The organism is Pseudobdellovibrionaceae bacterium (assembly GCA_020635075.1).
Classification (GTDB): Bacteria; Bdellovibrionota; Bdellovibrionia; order Bdellovibrionales; family UBA1609; genus JADZEO01.
On sequence record JACKAM010000004.1, the window covers coordinates 353,451 to 376,564 of the forward strand.

The window sequence follows — 23,114 nt, forward strand, 5'->3', positions numbered from 1 at the left end:
ACAAGGTACCGCTTATCTATGAAAATGGGGGTAGACTGGTACAGGTGACCTTGGATGAATTCACGTAACAATTTCCAGATCCGTCTTTGGCGTAAATTCCGCTTGTGTCGACGGTGAAAGTCGCGGCATCTGCATCCACAAGGTGGGTTGTTTGGTAGAAGACCTTTGTCGCATCCTTGTAAAACAATCCATTCAAATTTTGAATTGATCCGCTATCGGCAGTGACGAGGGTGAGATTGCCACTCCCATACCAGTAGACTTTTACACCAACGAGCAGGTAATAGTTGACACTCACTTTTTGCAGAAAGGTCATGTTGGTACTAGTTTCATCTGCAATGGGATTTGATCGAACAAACACCTGATCGTCATCTTTAGCTAGATACCCGCTGATTAGGGTGAATTGCGCCGGGTCGGCACCAGCTAGGGTCACCCCATAATAGTAGACGTTATTCTTGTCCTTATAGTAATAGGAGGAAGTGGGGACTTGGGTAAACGTTGAGGGATCCGAGTTGGCTAATAGAGTTCCATTATAGTAGATGCTGGTTCCACCATAATAATTTCCAGACAGGTACTTGAAATTTTGCGGGTCCTCGCCGGTGAGAACGTTACATCCATAGACAACCGAGTCGTTATCAAAATAGTAGCCACTTCTGAATGACTTGAACGAGTTGGGATCGATACCGTTTACGACCTTTTCCATGCAATATAATTGATTTTTGTCAGCTCCATAGGTGGCACCGACATAGTGAAATGTTGTAGGGTCACCACCGGTGACTTCAGTGATCTGGTAATAAAGTTTGTTACCAGCAGACCAATAGGAGGATGAAAACTGGCGGACCGAAACTGGAGCCACCCCGTCCGCCACATCTTGATCATAGTAGACTTGACTGTTGTCGTACCAAAGATTGTCGCTAATGGGTACAAAGCTATGGGAATCGCTGACGGAGAGAGGACCATCTTCCCAATTTCCTATCCAGAAAACCTGATCGCCCAGGCGAACGAATTGCCCCAGGTAAAATCGGGGGGAGATGTCGCCCAAGAGGTCTATGGACTTAATCTCAATGGGACTAGAGCTTCCAATGGACCGCCCGTAATAGAGTTTATTGCCATAGACGAGTTCAAGATCTCCCGTCACGTCGACGAGGTCACTTAATGGGCCAAGGACTTCATTACCATTAACAACATTGCCACTCTCAACTCGGTGGATATAATTGAGGGCTGTCCAATTGGGATCTACAATATCGGCTACCGGCCCGGAGCGCACGACTGTTGTCGAATTGGTGTTGCCTGAAGGCATATTGGTCATTTTAATGTCGTCGTAAAAGATTGCCCCGCCGACTGACTTGGTCTTTTTGGGATCGAAGGCATTAGTATTCTGAATGGCGTTTCCAGATGTGGTGTAGAATCCAGTGGCATCCGCGAGAACTGAATCTGGGGTGAGACATCTGACGGTCTGAGGAGAGGGGCCAGAGACCGTGTAGTATCCAAATCGAATGGTATCGTTGATGACGCTCAGGGCGCCCTCAGCCTTAGTAACCATGTCTGGAGTTGCTCCATCGATGGTTCTATCTCGGCTCCATACTCTGTCCTTGTCGACCGCGATATAGGATGAAAGAGGCTTAAATGTTTCGGGGTCCGGATTGTATCGAACATCATCATCCCCGCGATAGAATGTGCGGCCTACCCGGGAATAACCAAAACCTAGATTGGCGTATCCTGAAAAAGGTCCCGCCCGTTCATCCCAATAGAACACATCTTTCCCGTTGGTCCACAGGCCTTCTACTCCGCTACCTAGAGTTTCAATCTTACCGAGTCCCGAGTCAAAAATGACATAATCCTGGTAATAGACATAGTTTTTATCAATGGCCACAGATAAATAGGATCCAACCGGGCCTCGAAAGGAGTCTGGATCGGCTTCGTAAATCGGGAATTCATCCAGGCCTTGGTAAAAATATATTGTGTCTCCCCGACGAAAATAGCCCCCGCCGACATAAGTCAAATCGCTTCCGGGCTGTCCGAGTGATGCAAACCGGGAGTCATGGGTGAGCCGGGTGCCATTGTAAACCCCATAGCGGTCAACGGCCTCATCCTCTTCACCTGGCATGAAGACGAACGTCTCGAAGTCCCCATGAAGGATCTCGCCATCGTAAAATATGAGGTCAGGCCCATGGAGCTTGAGGTAGTAACCCCCTGGGTAGGACTCGGCAACATCACCAGGATTCAATGTTTCAAGCGTGTGCTCCTGTGAATAGAGGTAATCTTTATCTCGGGCAAATGAGTCGTTGAAAGCTCGGAATGTTTCGGGATCTGCCTGTGGCATCCATCGGTCGTAGTAGAAGACTCCCTTCCCATTCGGTAAGTGTGAGTTCTCCCTGACGTGGTAGCCGTGCCCATTGACCACCCACAGGTCCTCACCGCAGTGCTCCTCAGAGTAACTCTTGAGTATGGCTCCATACGACTCTTGAGGGCCAACTTGAGTAAGGCCACCGGGCCCAGAACTGTTGCTTTCCAGCTTTGTGGCCACATATCCTTTTCCGCAGTTTTGAAATGCCAGGAGTGTCGCAAGGCCAATAACGAAGAGCCCGGAAAGGATGAGAGATTTTTGCACATTCGCCCCCATTTGCAGGATTGGAGTCAGAGCCAGCCTCGTGGATTCAATCTGTCTCAGTCTGAGTCGCTGTTGAGAATACCCCGGCCATTTGTTCTTCAATTTATAGACGAATCGGTCGCAACAGTTGTTTCGTAAAGGGGGCCGCCAATGAAAATTAAAAGGTACCTCTTAGAACAAATGGGCGCCGGGCAGTGGGCGTGTGGGCCTGGGTGGCAGCACCCAAGGCTTTTTCTCAGCCAGCCACTGAGTCAAATCAAAACGGGCCCGTTGGATTTGCTTGCCCCTTTTGAGTTCACGGCGATTACGCCTTTTTCCCTTGATGCGTGGAACCTCAACGTCTGGAAGCAAACCAAAGTTGATGTTGGTCGGCTGGAAGTTATCCTTGTCCTCACCGAGGGCGTGAAGAAGCGAGCCAATGGCTGTGGTCCGTGGTGGTAAGTTGGCAGCTCGGCCATTCAATTGATCATGAATAAAATGGGCAACCATCAATCCCATACAAGTGGATTCAAAGTATCCCTCTACACCGGTGATTTGACCAGCAAAGTAAAGATCAGGATCCTTGCGGCTGGAAAGCCATGGTGTGAGTCGACGAGGGGAGTTGATGTAGAGATTTCGGTGCATGCTACCTAGCTTCAAAAATTCAGCCTCTTCAAGACCAGGGATCATTCTGAAGACCCGCTGCTGCTCCGGGTAGGCCATCTTAGTTTGAAACCCCACCATGTTGTAGGCTGTTCCTTCTCGATTGTCCTGGCGCAATTGCACGACGGCATAGGGTCTTTCGCTGCTCCGTGGGTTGGGCAATCCCTTCGGCGAAAGGGGACCATAGCGCAAGGTCTCCGTTCCTCTTTCAGCCATTACCTCAATGGGCATACAGCCTTCAAAGTAGGGAACATTCTCAAATTCCTTTGGTTCCACTTTTCGCGCGCTGTGAATTTCTCGAATCAGGTTTTCGTACTGCTCTTTGTTGAGTGGGCAATTGAGGTAATCACCGGTTCCCTTGCCCCAGCGGTCGCCTCGCCAAATGATGTCCATGTTGAGGCTGTCGGTGTCCAACACAGGAGCAATGGCATCAAAGAAGTACAAAAACTCTTCATCAAAGTGCTGAGCCATGGCTTCTGCGAGTTTCGAATGAGTCAAGGGGCCTGTGGCAATGACAGCCGGACGGGGAATTTGCTCAAAGCTCTCTACCACTTCATTGACAATCTGGATGCGCGGATGATGATGAATAATATCAGTAATCTTTTGCGCAAATCGCTGCCGATCCACGCCCAGGGCCATCCCGGCAGGAATGGCTGTATCCTCGGCAACTCGCAGTATGAGTGAGTTGAGACGGTCAGCCTCCCACTTCAGTTGGCCCGGAGCAGAATAGTCCGTCTGGCTGCCAAATGAATTGGAGCACACCAATTCAGCAAATAGGCCGGTCTTGTGAGCTGGAGTCGTCGTCTTTTCACGCATTTCATGCAGGACGACAGAGTAACCCATATGGGCCAACTGGTAAGCACATTCACTTCCAGCCAGGCCAGCGCCGACAATATGAATTTGCTGTGTCCCAGGGCTCATGGTAGGCCTTTCCAGGTATGGGTGATAAAAATCGCAATGGACGGCTCGAAACCGCTGCTGATGTCCTACAAAGTCTTTTGGCCAATGGCAAGTCGGGTCTTTCTGACCAATTTCAACGCTGGCGTCTGTGGCGTCAATGGCCCCGAGTGGTCGGCGACTCCCTGTCGCAAAACACCTGTCCTGTGGGCTATCAGGGCGGAATCCTTATCATTTGGGTCGATCACCCGGCGCGGATGCAGGATCTCCATTACGTAAAAAAGGCGATGATTGATCGAATAAACAATCACTTAGGCCGAAGGTGGGTCAAAAATTTACGCTTTACGACTGATCGCAAAGCTGTTCCCACTGTTGAAGAAAGTGAAAAGGGTCTGCGTGATTACCTTTCCAAATCACCTCCCAATGGAGATGGGGAGCCTCCACACGGCCGGTAGCTCCTGAAAGGCCAACGATTTCCCCGGCCTTAACCACATCGCCTTCTTTCACCTTGATCTTGCTCAAATGCATATACCGGGAAAACAATCCGCCGCCATGATTGAGAACGACTACATTCCCAGGAACAATCATTGGGTTGGCGTAGCTGACCCGCCCCATGGCCATTGCCATGATAGGTGTGCCGCTGGCGGCCCGAAGATCCACCCCAGTGTGATGGTAGGAGCGGCCGTTGGGCAAAGTGCGAGGAGAGGCAAAGCGGGAAACAATTTTTGAATCCAGGGGCGGACGAAAGCACTTGGTTGGCGGGTCTCCAGCTCGCTGGGAAAGAATATTCGCCATAAGATCCCGTTCGTGTTTTTTTTGCGGGGCAAACTTGTCATTCATTTTCTTCCAAGTACTGCTGGGAATCCTCAGCTTTGAGGCCTTTGCCAGCTCTGGGTTTTCCACCGGAATATAGGCTCGATAATAGCTGACTGTTTTGTGAAAGGCTGAGAAGGATTGGGGAGATCTGGATTCTCCGTAAATCACCGTTGCCTTGGCATCAGTCAGCCCAGCGATTCCCCACCAACGATCACCCTTTGGCGACACCGTAAAGGACTCCCCATTTATACGGGGGACACCAAGGTTTTTGCTCATCGGAATAGTGAGGATTTCACCTGGCTTGATGGTGGCTGGTAGTTCCCACCGAGGGCTTTCCCAAACTTCGCGGACTAAATCATAGGAGGGAAAGAAGGATAGCAGGCATAGGCCTGAGTAGATGGCCAGGAACAGTCCCGCATCCGTCAGCCACGCCCGAATCAGGGAGACTTGTCCTGACTTTGAATGGTGTCCCGAATGAGGGGTTTGAGATACTTGTTCCGTGGCGACTCTCCCAACAATGACATCAGTCTCTCGTGGACGGAGGGGTCATTGATAATTGCACCTAATGTGCCTTGGCCTTTGTCCACTTTCTCCAAAATACTGGCTAAATGAACCATGGCTTCTCTAAGGTTCTTATTGTCTCTTTCACCGCCGCGAAGATCTTTGACCGCCAATCGGGACTCTACCAGGAGATGATTCAAATTCTCACTGGAGTTCACCAAATTGGCCATCAACTTGGCTCCGCGGTTGCCTTCATTTAAACTTCTTATCAGAAAATGGACCTCTTTGATAGCATCCACCAGATGTCCCAGCTCAGGTCCTTTTTCTTTAATCATATCAATAATATCCCCGCTCTCATCAGCGAGTAAATAATCCCCGTCTTTGAGGGAGTGGGTATCCGTCGGACCGGGCTCAATATAAATATATTTGTCTCCTAGGGCCCCTTGAGTTCTGACTGAAGCTCGGCTGCCATCGGTGATTCGCACGGCAAAATCCCGATCAATGTCGAGCACCAGCTCCAGCTTGGAGTCTGGGGTAAAAGTGATCTCTTTGATATGTCCGACATCCACTCCAGACAGACTGACCACGCTCCCTTGGGTGAGGCCCTGGACCTGTTCCATTTTCACATGAAGATTATAGGTGCTCTTAAATAGAAGGCGGTCACCACCCAGCATAAGAATGGATGTGAGAAGCAGTGCCAAGCCACCGGTGACGAATAAGCCCACGCGTATTTCGTCTTTAAATGTGGACTCCATATTTTCTCCTCAGTAGGCAAAAGATCCATTAATAAAGCGTTGCAAGAGACCATTGGGATCAGCCTTCATATCTGCGATCGTCCCAATAGCGCGGATCTCCCCATTTAGCAGCAAAGCAATTCGATCACATACCGCAAAGGCGCTGGGCATATCATGCGTCACGAACATAGAGGTCACGCCTTTGTTTTTGAGACGAAGAATCATCTCCTGAATCTTCTTGGTATTGAAGGGGTCAAGTCCCGCCGTCGGCTCATCATAGAGTACCACTTTTGGTCGAGTAATGATGGCTCTCGCCAATCCCACACGTTTTTGCATTCCACCAGACAGCTCAGCCGGCATAAGTTTTTCCGCATTCTCCAGGCCAAACTCTGCTAATTGCTCCTTGATGCGAGCATCAATCTCATTCTTGGTCATCTCCATATGTTCGCGCAAGGGGTAGGCCAGGTTGTCGTAGACACTCATGGAGTCGAAAAGAGCTCCACCCTGAAAGACATAGGCCACCTTTTTTCTCACTGGTATGAGCTGCCGTTCACTGTATCGAGAAATGCGCTCACCATCGATAGAGATCAACCCTGAATCTGGCTTTTCAAGGCCAATCAGACTGCGCAAAATAACACTTTTTCCGGCGCCCGATCCGCCGACCAAACCCAGGCACTCGCCTTCATTGACATCAAAGTTGACACCTTTGTGGACCAGCTTCCCTTCGAATGATTTGCGAAAGCGGCGGACCTTAATCATGAGATCCACCTTTCAATGAGGAAAAAGAGCTTAGTGAGGAAGAAGTCTCCCACCATGATAAGGATGGAGGCCGTCACCACAGATTTAGTGGTGGCCTGTCCGACGCCCTGGGTTCCGCCGCGGACCCGGAGTCCGTAGTAGCACGCTGGAATACTTATGAATAGAGCAAAGAAAAAGGTCTTACCTAGGCCCGACACGTAATCAGCAATCTTGATTGTTGAAACCACTTTCTGAAAATAGAAATTGGGATCTAGGCCCAAATCGATGGCGCCCACTAAGAGGCCACCGATGACACCGATGGTGTTAGCCACCACACAGACCAGAGGAACGGCGATTAGGGAGCCGACCACACGGGGAATCACAATCTTTTTGAGCGGAGAGGTGCCCAGTGCCCGAATGGCGTCAATTTGTTGGGTCACCTGCATCGAACCGATTTCAGACGTGATTCCAGCTCCCACTCGACCGGCGAGCATGAGGGACGAAAACACAGGTCCTAATTCGCGGATGATGGATAAGGAGACTATTTTGGGAACGTAAAGTTGGCCACCAAACTTTTCCAAGCCAATACCGAACTGCAGGGCCATGACCATGCCTGTGCTGGCTGAAACGATAATGATCAAGGGTAGGGACTTAACTCCGATCAGGTAAACCTGCTCGATGATGAGAGAGAGGTAAAGAGGTCGTCGCATGCTTTCAAGAAACGACTGATAGGCGAGGAGAGTCGTCCCACCAAGAAATTCAAAGAGTCTGAGGGTGCCTCCAAATCGCTTGGACATCATGGTGCCTGAAACCCCCGGACAAAAGAATCAAACTCCTTCTGATTTGTCCCAAAGTGAGAGTCCAGACCCACGTAGGTAAGAACATATATGCATTTGTTCTTCCTCAGGATAACGAGCTTAATCTGGCTGGGAATTCCATCCACCTCCCCCTTCACTTCAGTGAAAAGGGCTTGGCGTCCATTGAAACGCTTGTACTCGGAGAGCAATACCTCTTGTTTTTGGATGCCTTGTAGGATTCCTTTTTGAATACTGTTTAGTGAAGGGTCATTTTTGGGATCGCAATCAGACAAATAGGAAATGCTGTTGCCGTTCTTGGGATTCTTCCAGGCGGCATCCAAGTGGTCTGGAGAAAAGGAAGCAAAGTCCCCGCCGGGCGCGGAATAGCGCACACCATCGGCCTTTTTGACTTCAGGATTAGCAAGCCGGACGGACACGCAAGAAACACTGAAAACCAGTGGAATTGCGAGCCAGAGGAGAACTCGTGACGCAGTATTCATGAAGCTGTATTCACCACCTGTGTTGTCAGTCTATTTATCGGAAAAGACTGGGTTTGCCCTAAAGCGAAAGAGAAAAATGGAGCTTTAGTCTGGGCGGGGGTGCGCACGGACTTTCGAAGAGTGTCATTGCTTTGTCGTAGTGACAGAATTCCTGCTGGCCCGGACCCGTCTTACTGAGGTCAGAAGGCATTTCTTTCCTATTCCAGCTTGGCATCCATCCTGCTTTATATCTTGTTAGGCAAAAACCAGACATGAGGTCGAGGTTGTGAGAATTCAGGAAGAATTCAGCAAAGGGTTGAAAATTCAACCTCTTAAGCAGATGTCAAAGTTGAGTTTTTTCAGCTTAGGATGTCGCATCCTTGACGTGACCTTCTTTCGTCTTGTCTGTGCCTGGATGATGATCTTGATTTCCGGGCAAATGGCCAGTGCCGCCGATGTCAGCGGCCACGTCTCTCGCGTCGGTGATGCGACTCACGTCGAGTTTCGTGGGAAAGATCAATGGAATTATGAACTCGAGAAGTCGGGGAAACAAAAAGTTCGCCTCGTAGTTCCTCCATTTGATGTTCCGACCGAAGCGGTGATGAAAACCTGGTCAGATGCACTGGTCAGCGGAATTTCCGTCGACAAAAATGGTAAGGACGGCAAATACATCATTACTTTTGATCTTGCCAGTGACAAGGTGGAGAGCTTTGACTACCTCACGGACGAGCCCTCCCGACTGATTGTCGACTTTTATTTGCCGGAGGTCCCCAAACAAAATAAGCCGGAAGAAAGCAAGACGGCGGTTAAAAAGGGCAAGGCAGCGAAGGGTAAAAGGGTTGCCAAAAAAGGCAAGATTTCCAAAGACCGTGGTGATCAGGATTACACAAAACGAAACGCCGATCGTGACCCGGCCGGAAGCGAGCTATTGGGTGTGGATGATTCTTTGAAAGGATCACGAGTTGCCGGGATCGCAGGTCTGACAGGCGTTTTCGACGGAAATGATCCTAGATACTCACGGTTTATTGTTAAGGACCATGAGATTAAAGAAGAAGCGATCATCGCCAGCAAACAAAATATCTACATACGCTTTCCTATGCTCAGTATGTCAGCCAGTGAACTTTCGACATTGGTCGAGAATTCTCCTGAATATGCCATTCGGCCAAACGATGAAGAGGAAAACAAACGGGCTCGTTTTCTTCTCACCCTGTTTATGAAAAACCGTCCGGCCGCATTTTTGAAAACCTACGACTTCTTTGTGCGTCAGTATCCGGATTCCATCTACGATGAGATCGTTCGCAACTTGTCGGCAGAAACTCACTATCGCCTCTATACCGAAACAGGAGAGGCCTTGCACTATGCCAGGGCTAAGTCTGAATATGAGTATTTGCTGGCCAAGTATCCAGACTCACCATTGGCTGAAAGAACAGAGTTGTTTTTGGGTTATATGGACTTGGAGCGTAAGGATGGTGTGGGTGCTTTGCAGGTCTTCCAGAGGTTTCTTGAGACCAAGCCCAATTCAACGGAAAGGGACAAAGCACAAAGAGCACTTGGCGCAGCATACCTGATGCTCAAGAAGTTCGCTGATGCGACCAAGGCTTACAAGGAACTGGAAAAGTCAGCCAAGGACAAAAGCATGAGCAAAGAGGCCACCTATCGATTGGGTGACGTGGCCTTTAGTCGGCGTGATTATCCCGAGGCTATTAAACTCTATCAAGAAGCTCTCAAAACCCATCCCGAATCCGAGTCTCAGTTCCCCAACGCTCACTATAATATGGCAGAGTCTTTCTTTTGGACAGGTGATTATCCAAAGAGCCTTGAACACTATTTGGCCTACCTGCGCTTGTTTCCATCCCATGACCACGGAGGGTATGCCATCACTCGTATTGGCGAATTAATGGAAATTATGGGTGTGGATCAAGGTCGTGTCATGGGCGCATTTCTTGAGAGCTACTTCCGTTTTCGCGAAAATCCGGGCGCCGGAGTGGCTCGGGTCAGAATGCTTAGTCAGCGCATGAAGGGCATGAAGGAAAATGAGCTGGAGAGATCAGTTAAAGAAATGCGGGAAATTGGCGACAAATCTGAACTTCCCAGAATGGGTGAATTCGTTAATCTAATGATTGCTGATGGCTACCATCGTCGAGGGGAGTATAAAAAGGCCCTGGATTTCCTGGTGAGCTACTACCAGCAGAATCCCACTTCTTCCAATCTCGATTTCTTCCATCGTAGAATCTTGCGTAACATCACTGATGATCTCGGTGGCATGATTGCCCGTAACGACTATATGGATGTCCTTGGTACGTTCTCCAAACACTCAGCCACCTGGCTCAAGAATCCAGATCGCCTAGATGTTCCTTACTTCCTGGGCCAAGCCTATGAGAGGGCTGGGGTGTTTAAAGAGGCGGGAAAGATATACGGAAGTCTTTTGGCAAGCTTGGATAAAATTAAGGGAACCTCGGAGGAGAGGGAGCGAAGGGTCAATGAGCACCTCCCGACGATGGATGAACTCTATCTCCGGCTGTCTTCTGTCGCTTTGAAAGGGCGACAAACCACTGAGGCCAGCCAACATCTACAAAGGATTGAAAAGCCCGACCAATTGAAGCCCGAGAATCAGGTCGAGTGGGTGGAAAATATGGCCCATGTAGCCGAGGAGCGGGGCAAGACTAAGGAAGCCGTTAAGCACCTACTTTCACTTACTGACAGTTGGAAAGATAAGCCTGAGCTTCTACCGCCAATTTATTTACGTCTCGCTGAAATGCAAATTAAGGGCGGTCAGTTAGACGATGCGGAAAGCTCCCTCGGATTGATTAAGAAAATGCAGGCCAACAAGGTGAGTGTTGATGAGGATGTTTGGGCAAAGGCCTTAGAAAGAAGAGGGGATGTACTCCTTCACCAGGGAAAGTCCGTGGCGGCAGTCGAGGCCTATTTGGAGATGTTGGACGAGTTTGAGGACAAGCGCCCACTGGCCTATGTTCGTTACAAGGTTGGCTCCATCCTCTACGAAAAGGGTGACCTAAAGGGTGCCGAGAAGATTTGGGCATCACTCAGTGGTGATAATGGCCAAATGTATCGCAAGCTTGCTGACGAGCGTTTAACACAGGCCCAGTGGCAAGACGATTACAAAAAGTATATTAACCGAATTCCCGCGATGTCGGGTGTGAAGAAGGGGAGATGAATGGCTGAAAGAGATTTCAGTATCATCCAAACGGCTGATCCAAGAATGAAAAATGTGTTGGCGATTGCCGAAAATATCGCCGCCAGCAGAGCTGCCGTACTGATTCAGGGTGAAAGTGGCACGGGCAAGGAGCTGCTGGCGCGGTACATTCATGCTCGGAGCCCTAGAGCTTCACAGAGGTTCGTTGCCATCAATTGCGCAGCAGTTCCTGATAACTTGTTAGAGAGCGAGCTTTTTGGATACGAAAAAGGCGCCTTTACGGGTGCAGATGTTCGTCGCGCAGGGCGGTTTGAGATTGCAAATAATAGTACCTTTCTGCTCGATGAAATCAGTGAAATGCCCATACTACTCCAGGCAAAGTTGCTGAGGGTTATCCAGGAGGGCGAGGTTGAAAGGCTGGGCGGCAGTGGCCCGATCAAAGTCAATGTCAGAATTGTTGCTACCTCGAATCGGGATCTCAAGCAGCTGGTCGAAGACGGGCGATTTCGAGAGGACCTGTTTTACCGCCTGAATGTGATACCTCTTCAGGTTCCACCTCTGCGCTCCCGTCCTCTGGACATCGAGATGTTGGCCCAGATGTTTATGGAGATTTCTTGTCAGGAAAACGGCCTAGGTCGCAAAAGTTTGTCTGCTGAGGCGCTGGATAAACTCAAATCCTGGAAGTGGCCTGGAAACGTCAGGGAACTTCAGAATGTGATTGAGCGCAGTGTTCTGCTGTGTGCAGACCCATCCATCCCCCGCGATGGAGTTTTAATCAACGGCTACGAGGAAATGGTGGATGAAAACCGCTTGCGCCCAGGTATGACTGTTTCCGAGGCTGAAAAACTACTTATTTTAAAAACCCTAGAACACACGGGGCAGAATCGAACCCACGCGGCCGAAATGCTGGGAATTAGTATTCGGACCTTGCGTAACAAGATTAATGAGTACAAAGAGGTGATTGCTCATGAGCGATCTGTTTGACAAAACAACGGATGCTCTTGGTGCATCCATCAATTTACGTCTTCTCAGGCAGTCGATTACTTCCTCGAATATCGCCAATGCCGAAACGCCGGGCTATAAGGCCAAAAAGGTTGATTTTGAGGAGGCCCTATCCCGGGCAATTGACGTCGAAGGACTGCGGCAAATGAACTCATCCTCAGGTGAGCACTTTGCCACGGGGCCAGGTTCGATCTCGCGGGTGAGAGCCGACGTCTACGACAATCCGGACATCAATGTGACCAACGATGGCAACACGGTGGATATGGAGAAGGAAATGGCGACCTTGGCCGAGAACAGCATTCTCTACAAGGCGGCCTTGCAATTAATTAACAAGAAGATGGCAGCGCTCAAATATGCTGCAACAGAAGGGTCTAGGTAATGGATTTTTCTAAATCAATGAACGTTTCCGCCAGTGGTCTTTCAGCACAAAGAATGAGGATGAACACCATTTCATCCAACATTGCCAACATCAACACCACCCGGACTCCTGAGGGAGGTCCCTATCGGCGCAAGGACGTGGTTTTTGAGGCGATCCCAGATGCTCGTAATTTCGGGGAAATTGTCACCAGTCAGCCAGATAGAAACCTGCAAAGGGTTCAAGTAACGGACGTTGCTGTAGATCGAAAAGCTCCTCTACTAAAGTATGAGCCCGATCACCCGGATGCAGATCAGAACGGTTATGTGGCCTACCCCAATATCAATTTGATGGAGGAGATGGCCAATATGATTCAGGCCACCCGGTCTTACGAGGCTAACGTCTCGGCCATGCAGGCAACAAAGGACATGGCCTTGAGTGCTTTGGAAATCGGTAGGTAATGATACGAATAGTTGAGGTATGGGAATTTATTTTTTGGTAAACTAAACGAGGGGCTAAACCATGGATGGTTTGACGATCAGCAATGCTGAGGGCCTGTTGGAAACAGGTAAAACCCTTAGTGAACAAAGAACCTCACGAATCAACAAAGATGCGGGAATTCCTGCTGCATCTGCGGAGAAATCGTTCGCCGACACCTTGAAAGATGCTGTTCAGAACGTCAACGAACTCCAGCAGACCGCTGATGTGGCCATGCAAAAACTCGCCACTGGTGAATCTAAGAATATTCCAGAAGTCATGATTGCCACAGAGAAAGCGGACATTGCATTGAAATTAATGGTCCAGGTGAGAAACAAGATTATCGACGCTTATCACGAAGTGATGAAGATGCAGGTTTGATGGTTTGAGGGGGTAAGTTTTGCAGAAGTTGTTCGGACAAATTGTCATACAGTTCAAGGACTTCTATAAGAGTCTGACGCCCGTCAAGCGGATGTCGCTCCTGGGTGCAACAGCTGTTGTCATTGTATCTACGGTGATTGTGTCACTTATGGTTACAGGTACCAATCATGTACCCCTCTTCCATAACGTGCCGCCAGATCAGCTGGCCGTGGTTCTTGAGAAGTTACAGAAAAACAATATTCCTTTTCAGCTCGATAAGGGCGGTACGACTGTTCTCGTCCCTTCCGATCTACTTCATTCCACCCAAATGGTGGTAATGACAGAGGTCGGGTCTTCTGAAGTGGGCCAAGTGGGACTGGAGCTATTCGACAAACAGGACTTTGGCGTAACCTCTTATGCCCAGAGAATCAACTATCAAAGGGCTCTGCAGGGCGAGTTGATGAGAGCAATCAACACCCTATCGGCCGTCAAGCAGTCGAAGGTCATTTTGGCCATACCGCCGAAGAAGACCTTTCTCGAAGAGAGCGGGCAGCCGACGGCCTCTGTTGTCGTCGACCTCCATCCGGGAAAGAGCCTTTCCCCTGATCAAGTTAAGGGAATTACCAATCTGATTTCCAGCGCGGTTGAAAACCTGGATCCAGAAAGAGTCACTGTGGTCGACTCAAGGGGTAAGTCCCTAAGTCGGCAATACACCACAGAGGCGGGTGCTTCGTCTGAACTTCTTGATCTAAAGCGAAAGATCGAAGAGGGCTTGGAGCAGAGAGTGGAATCCATCCTCTCTAAAGTGGTTGGCTCGGGTAAGGTTGTGGCCAAGATCGACGCCGCCCTTAATATGAAACACATGAATATGATCGAAGAAAAGGTCGATCCGGATATGACCGCTGTCAGTAGTTCGGCAACTGAAGAAGAACTTCTTGACGGTGCCAGAACAAATCCAACTGGCATCCCAGGCTCGCGAGCCAATCTCCCAGGAGCTGATGATACAGGACAGGTGGGTTTTCGCCAGAATGTGCGTAAGGAACTGAAGACCACCAATTTTGCTGTACCTAAGACAACAAGGAATATTAAAGAGGCTGCTGGCAATGTGGAGAGGATTAGTGTTGCGGTCCTGGTTGATGGTCTGACCGTCCAACAAAAGGGCGAAGATGGCAAACTTGAGACAAAGTATGTTCCTCGTTCGGCCGAGGACCTGGCCAAATATGAGACGATAGTAAAAAATGCCATTGGTTTTAGCGCAAGTCGTGGGGACAGTGTTAAAATTGAGAATATTCAGTTCCAGGTAGAGGACTTCACGGAGTCCGAAAGGCTGCTGACGAATCTGGAGAGGAAGAAGCTTCTTCATTCCTTGTTTAAGTGGTCGATTCTAAGCTTGAGCTTGGCCCTTTTCTTCTTCATCGTTGTCAGACCCTTTATGAGGTGGATCACTGATTCCTTCCAGGACACGGTGGAGGACATGTTGCCACGTACTATCGAAGAGTTGGAAGAACTGCAATCGGTCGACAATACCTTACCAGGTATGTCCGGTGCTCTTCCGGTACTTGAGGAGTCCATAGATCCGAACAAAGCCGAGAGTGAGCTCCTCCGCGAGCGGATTATGGCGATCATGGAAGGGGATGAAGAAAAGTCAGCTGGGGCCTTTAGTCTATGGTTGTCGCGGAGGGATTCGTAAATGGTTCGCTTGATCAAAATTGATGATATTCGGTATGACAGCTTAAGAGGCTTTGAAAAGGCAGCCATTCTGCTGAACTACCTTGGTCCGACGGCAGCCAAATTGCTCTTTAAGCATATTGACGATGGCGACATCCGAAAGCTCCTAGGGACAATGCAGAAATACCGCATTGTCCCGGTGGAGATCACCAAGCGTGTGCTTGAGGATTTCTATGAAATGGTCAGTGAGTCAGAGGAGTATATCTTTTCAGAGGCCACAACTAATAAGGAAACAGTTATCGATGCCGTGGGAGAGGAGAGAGCTCGCGGCATCTTGGGTCACTTAAATGTGAATTCCCCGGCTCAGCGGCAACTTGAGAGCTTGGAGATGGTCGATGCAAAATCTCTCTCAAACTTCCTGCTTAATGAACACCCCCAGACGATAGCGGTGATTCTGGCTCACTTGGAACCTGAGAAAAAAGGTGAGGTGCTCAAGCGGCTGCCTGAAACCCTTCAGTCAGAAGTGGTTCTTCGTTTGGCCAACCTAGATCATGTGGCTCCAGAACTGATTGCCGAGGTGGATCGTGTGCTCAAGCAAGAGTTGTCGACCATGGGTACGGTGGAGCAAGCGGCCCTTGGTGGTGTCCAGCCGGTGGCAGAAATGCTGAACGTCATGGACAAGAATACTGAGACGGCAATCATGTCGCGGATCGAGGAAAAGGATCCCATCTTGGCCGAAGAAATTCGCAAGTTGATGTTCGTCTTTGAAGACATCGTCAAAATCGATGATCGTGGTATCCAGACCCTTCTCAAAGAAGTTCCCAACGACAAACTTTTGCTGGCCCTCAAAACGGCGAACGAAGAAATTCGCGGCAAGATTTTCAAGAATATCTCCCAGCGTGCAGCCAACCTGCTCAAAGAGGACCTGTCCAACATGGGCCCCTCTCGATTGTCAGATGTGGAGTCCGCTCAGGTGGAAATTGTCAATGTGGCAAGAAGACTGGAAACAGAGGGCAAGATCCTTATCGCTCGTGGAGGTTCCGAGGATGCTCTTGTTTAATAGCCTTTTGGCGGTTGTATGAAGAAGTGCAGTAACATCGTCAAAAGCGAAAAATCTGGAGATATCGTTTTCGATTACAACCCGAAGAGCTTTCCAATTGTCATTACCCAGCAGGCCAACGATTTTCTTTCCTCCCAAGGAAAGGGGTCTACCGATTTCGTTATTTCTGATCTGGTAGCCGCTCAGACTGGGATCGCGGATCAGCAGAGAAAGGGTGTTGAAGATAAGATCGAGGAAATCGCCCTGCAAAGGATGCAGGAGATTGAGGAGAAGGCCTACAAGGAAGCCTATGATTTGGGATTGATAGAAGGAAGTGAAAAGGCATTTGCCGAAAAGAAGGAAGAGCTAGAGGGCCGCCTCAACCAACTGGACCAGCTGCTTAAGATGTTTGATGAGATCAAGAAAACCTTAATGGCGGACAACGAGCGTCAGCTCATGGAGCTGGTCGTGCAGGTTGCCGGCCGTATCGCCCTACAGAAGATAGAAGAGGATCCGTCCAGCATTTTGAAGACCATGGATTTGGTCCTTGACGATATCCACAAGGACGAGAGCGTCACCATCTACCTTTCCAAGCAGGACCGAGACTTTCTGGAAGATCTGAGAGCTAAAGGCGGAAAGAAGGCTGAAGAGCTCCGTCATGTTAAGCTCGAAGCCGTAGACCACATTCAGTCCGGCGGCTGTCAGGTTGAGACTAACTACGGAGTCATCGATGCCACGCTTGAACAAAGGATTGAACGGGTCTTGTCGGCCCTGAGGGAAAAAATGCCCAGAATCAAGAACACACCGAGTGAATAATGGATTCCAAAGCGCTGCTAAATGTTGAAAAGTACGCCACCACTCTTCGGTTGACCAAAGTCACCAAGGACATTGGCAAAATCACTCAGGTGACGGGATTTACTCTTAAGGGTTTCTTGCCAGGTGCCTGCGTGGGAAGCGTTTGTGCTGTTTATCCAACGGGCAGTGCGGAGTCCTTTCTGGCTGAGGTTGTTGGGTTTCAGGATCGGCAAGTCGTGATGATGCCGCTGGGGGAAATGCGTGGAGTGGGATTGGGTTCGAAGGTTGAGCTTCTTCGTCAGCGAGCGACGGTCCCGGTTGGAACGGAACTTCTCGGCAGAGTGATCGATGGCTTGGGCCGTCCCATTGATGGCAAGGGAGAGTTAGAGGCCCTTGAGGATCGTCAGCTCTATGGCGAGGCCAGCAACCCGCTGTTTCGTCCTCCCATCGATCAACCACTGAGCCTTGGTGTTCGTGCGATCGATGGTTTGATTACAGTAGGGCAGGGACAGCGTGTGGGAATCCTGGCCGGCTCCGGAGTTGGTAAATCTGTGCTGCTTGGTATGATTGCCCGCAACACAAACGCCGATGTGAACGTTATTGCTTTGATTGGTGAGCGTGGACGCGAGGTGCGTGAATTCATTGAGCAGAACCTGGGTGAGGAGGGCCTTAAGCGGTCCGTGGTGATTGTTGCCACTCCTGATCAAAGCCCCTTAGTGCGGATGCGGGGGGCCTTTGTAGCAACGACGATTGCTGAGTACTTTTGTGATCAAGGTAATAACGTGTTGCTGATGATGGACTCTCTGACCCGATTTGGTATGGCGCAAAGAGAGATTGGCCTAAGCACGGGTGAGCCACCAGCCTCTAAAGGTTACACGCCGAGTGTTTTTGCTCTTCTACCAAAGCTTTTGGAAAGAGCCGGTCGATTTGAGGGCAAAGGCTCGATCACTGGTCTTTACACCGTTCTCGTCGAAGGGGATGACATGGACGACCCCATTGGCGATTCAGTGCGCTCGATCGTCGATGGTCATATTGTACTGGATCGAAAGTTGGCACAAAAAGGACATTTTCCAGCTATAGATGTCCTGCAGAGTACAAGTCGAGTGATGAGATTTATCATCTCGGATCACCACCTGGCCATGGCTCTGTTTATACGCGAAAACATGGCTGTCTATAAGGAAGCCGAAGACCTTTTAAATATTGGAGCTTACAAGGAAGGGTCAAACCCCAAGATCGATCAAGCCGTTCAGATTCACGACGGTATTGAAGCCTTTCTACGTCAGGGAGAGAGAGAGGCAAGCCCTCCCGGGGAGACTCTGGGCGGCATGCAGAATTTAACGGGTGGGTGATGGGTGAGCTATAAGTTTCCCTTTGAAACATTACTCAAGCATCGCAAGCGCATCGAGGAGGCCGCCCAACGCGATTACTTTCAGGCGAAATTGGCCGTGGACGAGAGTCTGGACAAGATCAATGGCATGTACAAAAGTCTGGATCAGACGCGAACGGAAATTCAACAACTGCAAAAAGGCGGTAACCAGGCCATCGCTTCGATCAATCAAAGAGAAGAGTACATTAATGGTTTGCGGGTGCGAATTGAGCAGGAACGTCAGGTTGCCCGGCAATTGATGATGGTGGCGGAGGAAAAGCTACATATATTGATGGAGGCCGCTAAAGAGCACAAGTCTTTGGACAAGCTCAAGGAGAAGCGCAGCCAGGAACACCGTCAGGCTAAGAAAAAGAAGGAAATCAAGGAAGTGGATGAAATGGTGACCATGAGACATAAGAGGGGGTCGGTGGCATGAAGTCGGGATATGATCAGTTCTTCCAAAAGGCCAAGGAAACGGCCAAGAAAGAAGCCGGTCCAAGGGCCCCCAATGGAAAGGCACAGCAGCCTAGACGTCCCTCGGCACCCCCAACTGATGCCGAAATTGCTATTAGACAGGCCCTGGGGATTTCCCAGAAACAAAGTCAAAAAAGGCGTAGGAGGCCGGCAAAACTTTCCTCAATCCTCGGAATGGCTGGAGTAACGGCCGGAGTGGCCGTCATGGTGTGGCTGGCCTTTGAGCCCTGGAGACTGGACGATTGGTTTGAAAGGATTGAGGTCGGCTTCCTTGGTAATGTGATGGCATCTGAAACGGGTCAAAAAAAACCGGAAAAATCAGCCGACTCGAAAAACCAAAAACAGGAAAAAAACGCCTCGTCGGAAGGTCGGGAACCGAGCTCCATCAATGAATCTGTTCCACAAGATCTGAGTTATTACGCAAAGTTAAATGATAAGCGACAGGAGCTGGATTTAAGAGAAAAAGAGCTCAACGAGTTGGAAGAGGAATTGCATAAGCAGAAGTTGGAAATAGAAGCGCGTATTCAGCACCTAGAGAAGTTGCGCGACCAGATTGCCGGGGTGCTTAAAGACAAGGTCGAGGTCGACCAGGAAAAAGTAATGAGACTTGTGGAGTTTTACTCAAATATGAAACCTCAGCAGGCGGCCAAGATTATCGGTACGCTCAATGAGGATTTGGCGATTGAGGTCCTGGGTAAAATGAAGAAGAAAAGTGCTGCAGAAATTATGAACCTTCTAGAGCCCAACAAGGCTCAGGTCCTGTCTGAGAAATTTGCAGGATACAAAAGGCGTTAAGGTTAGCAAATGAGTGTTTCGTCCGGACTCAATTTAAACTCATTCTCCCGAGGTCAGGCTGACTCCCTGTCATCTTCGGGGCAGGGTTTGGAGTTCGGCCGCAAAGCAAACAAGTCCCAAGCTTCTGAAAAGCCCGAAGCCAAAGATTTTGATCGTGAACTAAAGGCTCAATCCAGTCGACGAAGTCACGAGTCTTCAGGCGCTGCCAGCAAACCCCTTCCCAGTCGTCCGGTGGTACCTTCGCAGAAATTCAATGAAGTGAAACCCGTGGAGACATGGGAAGCCAGAGAGGGGTCACCTGACCAGTCCCCGGTGGCGGAGAAGCAGACTCAGGCTCCTTGGCCGGTAAAGATGGAAGGTGCAGGAGAGGTAGATCCACTCACTCGCCGTGCAGCGATGCAAAGCTTTTTGCGCAAGATGGAAGATGAGCTAGGAATTGATGCCAGCGAAATCGTCAATGCCTTCTCAAAACTGTCTGTGGAAGAGCTCATGATGCCACCCGAGCAGACGGTGGGTCGGGTTCTGGATCAGATGGGACTTGAAGGCGAGGACAGGCAAAAAGCACTTCTCTACTTTGAGGACATGCTCAAGAAGTCAGCCTCTTCAAGTATGGCAGAGTATCTTAAAGGCAACGACAGACAAATCTCGCTTGAAGTTCTTTCTCGTTCGGAAGCTCGCAAAAAGCGTATAAACGAGTCGTTGGATCGCATGTCCCAGTCCTTCTTTGTCGCTCATCGGCCTGAGGCTCAACAGTCTGAGTCCAGAAATGCACAAGATGGAGCTGTGGTAACGGCGGCGGGTTTTGGTGCCCAAAATCAATGGGGTAAAGCGGTGACGTCTGTAGGCGCTGGTGAGGTTCTGAATCCGATGAGCTCTAATCCAGCCTGGGGGACAACTGCAGAAGACATGAGTTCACCATTTAGTTCTATTGATTCAGTGGAATCATCCCCACAGCAGATCATCCCTGAGGGCTTTGAAATGGTTCCAGATGGTCAGGTCGTTGAGGACTCTCAAGACCTGGATCAAGCGGTCGGGAATCAGGTAGATAACACGGAAGTGAAGGCGATGGATGCGCCAGAGATGGCTCTACCATCTGCAACCATGGATCTTGATGCCCTAGGGCTGGACCCGGAAGTGGGAGAAGAGCTTAATCAAATTCTCTCGAAGGCAAAGCTTGAGAACCTGACCTCTCCTAATGGTGAACCCTCCCAGGCGGTAGAGGGGGACAAGTTTGTGGGAATGTCTCTTGCTGCTGAGGGTGATGACTTATCCGGCGACTCATCCAACTCAGAAAGTCAGGCCACTACCGATGAAGGAGTCAATCCCCAGCAAATTGACCTTAACAAATCTGATGGCAAAGCCTCGTTTATTCCACCCACCGCGCCAAAAATGACCGCCAACCAAGAGGCCCAGAATGTTCGTGAGGTGGTGGACCAGGCCCAGGTGATGGTCAAAAACGGTGGCGGTGAAATGAAAATCAAAATGAATCCTGAAGGAGTGGGTGAAGTCACGTTGAAGGTGGCCACCGAGGGCGGACGGGTCAATGTGGAAATGATTGCCTCCAATGCCGAAACCAAAAAGATGTTGGAGAAGGGCTTGGGTGATCTCAAGGAGACTTTGGCCTCTCACAAACTGAATGTAGATATGGTTAAAGTCGGCGCTTCGGAAGAGATTTCAAAACACATGGACCAACAACTGCAGGATCAGCAGTCAAGATTTGCCCAGCAATTCATGGAAGAATTCCGTCAAGATAACAGGTCTTGGCGACAGGGATTTTTAGACCTCCCTGGAGTTCGCAATTACAAATCCCAATCAGCTGGCGAGGCCTCAGAAGAGGGGCTGACACCTCATCAGATCACTCAGAAGCGAAGTGGTCGAAGATTGGACTTGGTGGCATAGGAAACTGAGAAGGTTAAATGATTAGTATCAAAGGTTCCACACAAACTTGGTCAAATGCTCAGCAGGATCCCAGCTGGAAGGCAGATAACGTCCAAACCGTTGGAGCTGAGGATTACAAAAAGGCCTTTGGTGAGAAGGATATTGGCGAGGTTCTCAATAAGGTCGCCGACCCCAACTGGGTGGATCCGGCCAAGACCAGAAAAGTGGGCAACAACCAGTTGGATAAAGACGCTTTCCTAAAGCTACTTTTGACCCAGCTGAAGTATCAGGACCCGACCAATCCCATGGAGAGTCATGAAATGGCGGCCCAATTGGCCCAGTTCTCCTCGCTGGAGAGTTTGTCCAATATCGATAAGGGAATCGGCAATCTGCAAAAGGCAGCAGCGCCAAAGAACGACTTTGCTGCATTAAACCTCATTGGCAAAGCTGTGAGTGGTGATTCATCAAAGATTAGCCGAACAGATGAGGCCGAGACCCACGACATTCGCTATGATCTTCTGAATGATGCCCAAAAGGTAGTGGTCAAAGTGTTGGACGCCAACAACCAGCCAGTCAGAGAGCTGGAATTTAACGACATCAAAAAGGGAAAAAATGAGGTGAGTTGGAACGGTCTGACCGAAGATGGGCAGCCTGCGCGCGCTGGACAGTATCGCCTACACATTGAAGCAGTGGGGTCAAATGGTCTCAAGGTTGCCGCAATAACCCAATTTGAGGGCCGAATTAGCGGAGTAAATTTCACACCCCAGGGACCGGTATTGTTGGTGGGTAATCAGAGTATCCGTTTATCTGATGTGAAGAAGATCGTGGATCCAGCTGTTTTGGCCGCTCAGCAGGTACAAAGAGCTCCGGCTGCGGCTGGAGTTGCGAAACAAGGGGTCATGGCGAAGGCTCCGTCGGTTCCTGATGGTAGTGAGCCGGCTCAGGTGGAAAGTAATTTGGAATCCGTGGGCATGAGCCGCGGTATGGTCAATGAGATGAAAAAACAAGGTGTAAAGGCAGGGTTGTGAGCACCATCAACACTTTTGGAAAAATCGGTCAAGTCAATGGCCTCTCTCCAGAGAGGCAGAGTGGACTTGCAGATGCCAAAGGGGTTAAGGGCGAAGGATTTAGGGAAACACTTCGTCAGGTGCGTGATCAGGCAGTTTTGGGCGCCGATGGTGTCAAGGGTGCCCAGGCTGAACTGAGCTTGAAGTTTTCGGGTCACGCAATTGATCGCATGAGAAACCGTGGGATTTCCTACGGTCCGGAGGCATTGGCAAAGTTGAACCAGGCAGTGGAAAAGGCCGCAGCGAAAGGAGCCAAAGAGACACTCGTACTGACTGATAATTCGGCACTGATCGTCAGTGTCAAAAACAATACGGTTGTTACGGTAATGGACAAGGGTGCATTAAAAGACAATGTATTCACCAATATCGATTCAACCGTTGTGATTTAGATTGGTTTTTAAACAGGAAGTTTAAAATATACAGGGGCTGGACCTCGTAGAGGGGGCCCCTCCATAACACCACTGATTGATTG

At 49.7% G+C, this 23,114-nt stretch carries 22 protein-coding genes; 15 read left to right on the plus strand and 7 right to left on the minus strand.

Annotated features, from left to right (window positions below):
- Positions 1-16: 16 nt before the first annotated feature.
- On the minus strand, positions 17-2,608 hold the full coding sequence (locus H6624_19085; GenBank protein MCB9086453.1) for a DKNYY domain-containing protein: 2,592 nt from the start codon (positions 2,606-2,608) through the stop codon (positions 17-19).
- A 171-nt stretch (positions 2,609-2,779) separates the two neighbouring features.
- Entirely contained in the window at positions 2,780-4,171 is a 1,392-nt protein-coding gene (trmFO, locus tag H6624_19090; GenBank protein MCB9086454.1) for a methylenetetrahydrofolate--tRNA-(uracil(54)-C(5))-methyltransferase (FADH(2)-oxidizing) TrmFO, read from the minus strand.
- Between the two features lie 17 nt (positions 4,172-4,188).
- Here trmFO and H6624_19095 point away from each other — a divergent pair, with 17 nt between their 5' ends.
- Positions 4,189-4,602, plus strand: coding sequence for a DUF721 domain-containing protein (locus H6624_19095; GenBank protein ID MCB9086455.1), 414 nt, complete (start codon positions 4,189-4,191; stop codon positions 4,600-4,602).
- On the opposite strand, the gene H6624_19100 is transcribed toward H6624_19095, so the two are convergent.
- From H6624_19100 to H6624_19120, 5 genes are all read right to left on the minus strand, one after another.
- Positions 4,490-5,239: a M23 family metallopeptidase gene (locus H6624_19100; GenBank protein MCB9086456.1), complete on the minus strand. Its 750-nt coding sequence runs from the start codon at positions 5,237-5,239 to the stop codon at positions 4,490-4,492. The two genes, H6624_19095 and H6624_19100, sit on opposite strands and share 113 nt — an antisense overlap.
- Positions 5,240-5,400: 161 nt before the next feature.
- Complete coding sequence (locus H6624_19105) at positions 5,401-6,219, minus strand: MCE family protein (protein MCB9086457.1); 819 nt, start codon at positions 6,217-6,219, stop codon at positions 5,401-5,403.
- A gap of 9 nt (positions 6,220-6,228) precedes the next feature.
- Entirely contained in the window at positions 6,229-6,957 is a 729-nt protein-coding gene (locus H6624_19110; protein MCB9086458.1) for an ABC transporter ATP-binding protein, read from the minus strand.
- Positions 6,954-7,736: an ABC transporter permease gene (locus H6624_19115; GenBank protein MCB9086459.1), complete on the minus strand. Its 783-nt coding sequence runs from the start codon at positions 7,734-7,736 to the stop codon at positions 6,954-6,956. The genes H6624_19110 and H6624_19115 overlap by 4 nt, the downstream gene beginning before the upstream one ends.
- Positions 7,733-8,233 carry a hypothetical protein gene (locus H6624_19120; protein ID MCB9086460.1) on the minus strand — a complete coding sequence of 167 codons (501 nt, stop codon included), beginning with the start codon at positions 8,231-8,233 and terminating at the stop codon, positions 7,733-7,735. Before H6624_19120 ends, H6624_19115 begins: the two co-directional genes overlap by 4 nt.
- Positions 8,234-8,498: 265 nt before the next feature.
- Between H6624_19120 and H6624_19125 the strand changes: the two genes are divergently transcribed.
- The 14 genes from H6624_19125 (at position 8,499) to H6624_19190 (ending at position 23,031) form a co-directional block, all read left to right on the plus strand.
- Positions 8,499-11,387 carry a tetratricopeptide repeat protein gene (locus tag H6624_19125; GenBank protein ID MCB9086461.1) on the plus strand — a complete coding sequence of 963 codons (2,889 nt, stop codon included), beginning with the start codon at positions 8,499-8,501 and terminating at the stop codon, positions 11,385-11,387.
- Positions 11,388-12,350, plus strand: a complete 963-nt coding sequence (locus H6624_19130) for a sigma-54-dependent Fis family transcriptional regulator (protein ID MCB9086462.1) — start codon at positions 11,388-11,390, stop codon at positions 12,348-12,350. It begins immediately after the preceding gene.
- Positions 12,334-12,747 carry a flagellar basal body rod protein FlgB gene (flgB, locus tag H6624_19135; protein ID MCB9086463.1) on the plus strand — a complete coding sequence of 138 codons (414 nt, stop codon included), beginning with the start codon at positions 12,334-12,336 and terminating at the stop codon, positions 12,745-12,747. Before H6624_19130 ends, flgB begins: the two co-directional genes overlap by 17 nt.
- Positions 12,747-13,184, plus strand: a complete 438-nt coding sequence (gene flgC, locus H6624_19140; protein MCB9086464.1) for a flagellar basal body rod protein FlgC — start codon at positions 12,747-12,749, stop codon at positions 13,182-13,184. The genes flgB and flgC overlap by 1 nt, the downstream gene beginning before the upstream one ends.
- Positions 13,185-13,245: 61 nt before the next feature.
- Positions 13,246-13,581, plus strand: a complete 336-nt coding sequence (gene fliE / locus H6624_19145; GenBank protein ID MCB9086465.1) for a flagellar hook-basal body complex protein FliE — start codon at positions 13,246-13,248, stop codon at positions 13,579-13,581.
- A gap of 19 nt (positions 13,582-13,600) precedes the next feature.
- Positions 13,601-15,250: a flagellar M-ring protein FliF gene (gene fliF, locus H6624_19150; GenBank protein ID MCB9086466.1), complete on the plus strand. Its 1,650-nt coding sequence runs from the start codon at positions 13,601-13,603 to the stop codon at positions 15,248-15,250.
- A complete protein-coding gene (gene fliG / locus H6624_19155) occupies positions 15,251-16,288 on the plus strand; it encodes a flagellar motor switch protein FliG (GenBank protein MCB9086467.1) in 1,038 nt (345 codons plus the stop codon).
- Positions 16,289-16,306: 18 nt separating this feature from the next.
- The gene (locus H6624_19160) at positions 16,307-17,083 is read left to right on the plus strand and encodes a hypothetical protein (GenBank protein MCB9086468.1); all 777 of its coding nucleotides are present in this window, start codon (positions 16,307-16,309) and stop codon (positions 17,081-17,083) included.
- On the plus strand, positions 17,083-18,411 hold the full coding sequence (locus H6624_19165; GenBank protein ID MCB9086469.1) for a FliI/YscN family ATPase: 1,329 nt from the start codon (positions 17,083-17,085) through the stop codon (positions 18,409-18,411). Before H6624_19160 ends, H6624_19165 begins: the two co-directional genes overlap by 1 nt.
- 3 nt (positions 18,412-18,414) lie before the next feature.
- Positions 18,415-18,864: a flagellar export protein FliJ gene (gene fliJ, locus H6624_19170; protein ID MCB9086470.1), complete on the plus strand. Its 450-nt coding sequence runs from the start codon at positions 18,415-18,417 to the stop codon at positions 18,862-18,864.
- The gene (locus H6624_19175; protein MCB9086471.1) at positions 18,861-19,697 is read left to right on the plus strand and encodes a hypothetical protein; all 837 of its coding nucleotides are present in this window, start codon (positions 18,861-18,863) and stop codon (positions 19,695-19,697) included. Before fliJ ends, H6624_19175 begins: the two co-directional genes overlap by 4 nt.
- Before the next feature lie 9 nt (positions 19,698-19,706).
- Positions 19,707-21,596: a flagellar hook-length control protein FliK gene (locus H6624_19180; protein ID MCB9086472.1), complete on the plus strand. Its 1,890-nt coding sequence runs from the start codon at positions 19,707-19,709 to the stop codon at positions 21,594-21,596.
- A 17-nt stretch (positions 21,597-21,613) separates the two neighbouring features.
- Positions 21,614-22,603 (plus strand): flagellar biosynthesis protein FlgD, encoded by a 990-nt coding sequence (locus H6624_19185; GenBank protein MCB9086473.1) that lies wholly within the window; start codon positions 21,614-21,616, stop codon positions 22,601-22,603.
- Positions 22,600-23,031, plus strand: a complete 432-nt coding sequence (locus tag H6624_19190; GenBank protein ID MCB9086474.1) for a hypothetical protein — start codon at positions 22,600-22,602, stop codon at positions 23,029-23,031. The genes H6624_19185 and H6624_19190 overlap by 4 nt, the downstream gene beginning before the upstream one ends.
- Positions 23,032-23,114 lie beyond the last annotated feature (83 nt).

Coding starts and splice junctions, on each gene's coding strand:
- H6624_19120 (MCB9086460.1), bottom strand. CDS start 8,233: ATGAATACTGCGTCACGAGTTCTCCTCTGGCTCGCAATTCCACTGGTT.
- fliE (MCB9086465.1), top strand. CDS start 13,246: ATGGATGGTTTGACGATCAGCAATGCTGAGGGCCTGTTGGAAACAGGT.
- fliG (MCB9086467.1), top strand. CDS start 15,251: ATGGTTCGCTTGATCAAAATTGATGATATTCGGTATGACAGCTTAAGA.
- H6624_19185 (MCB9086473.1), top strand. CDS start 21,614: ATGATTAGTATCAAAGGTTCCACACAAACTTGGTCAAATGCTCAGCAG.
- H6624_19095 (MCB9086455.1), top strand. CDS start 4,189: ATGGGTGATAAAAATCGCAATGGACGGCTCGAAACCGCTGCTGATGTC.
- H6624_19130 (MCB9086462.1), top strand. CDS start 11,388: ATGGCTGAAAGAGATTTCAGTATCATCCAAACGGCTGATCCAAGAATG.
- H6624_19115 (MCB9086459.1), bottom strand. CDS start 7,736: ATGATGTCCAAGCGATTTGGAGGCACCCTCAGACTCTTTGAATTTCTT.
- H6624_19100 (MCB9086456.1), bottom strand. CDS start 5,239: ATGAGCAAAAACCTTGGTGTCCCCCGTATAAATGGGGAGTCCTTTACG.
- trmFO (MCB9086454.1), bottom strand. CDS start 4,171: ATGAGCCCTGGGACACAGCAAATTCATATTGTCGGCGCTGGCCTGGCT.
- H6624_19160 (MCB9086468.1), top strand. CDS start 16,307: ATGAAGAAGTGCAGTAACATCGTCAAAAGCGAAAAATCTGGAGATATC.
- H6624_19105 (MCB9086457.1), bottom strand. CDS start 6,219: ATGGAGTCCACATTTAAAGACGAAATACGCGTGGGCTTATTCGTCACC.
- H6624_19165 (MCB9086469.1), top strand. CDS start 17,083: ATGGATTCCAAAGCGCTGCTAAATGTTGAAAAGTACGCCACCACTCTT.
- H6624_19110 (MCB9086458.1), bottom strand. CDS start 6,957: ATGATTAAGGTCCGCCGCTTTCGCAAATCATTCGAAGGGAAGCTGGTC.
- H6624_19175 (MCB9086471.1), top strand. CDS start 18,861: ATGAAGTCGGGATATGATCAGTTCTTCCAAAAGGCCAAGGAAACGGCC.
- flgB (MCB9086463.1), top strand. CDS start 12,334: ATGAGCGATCTGTTTGACAAAACAACGGATGCTCTTGGTGCATCCATC.
- H6624_19180 (MCB9086472.1), top strand. CDS start 19,707: ATGAGTGTTTCGTCCGGACTCAATTTAAACTCATTCTCCCGAGGTCAG.
- flgC (MCB9086464.1), top strand. CDS start 12,747: ATGGATTTTTCTAAATCAATGAACGTTTCCGCCAGTGGTCTTTCAGCA.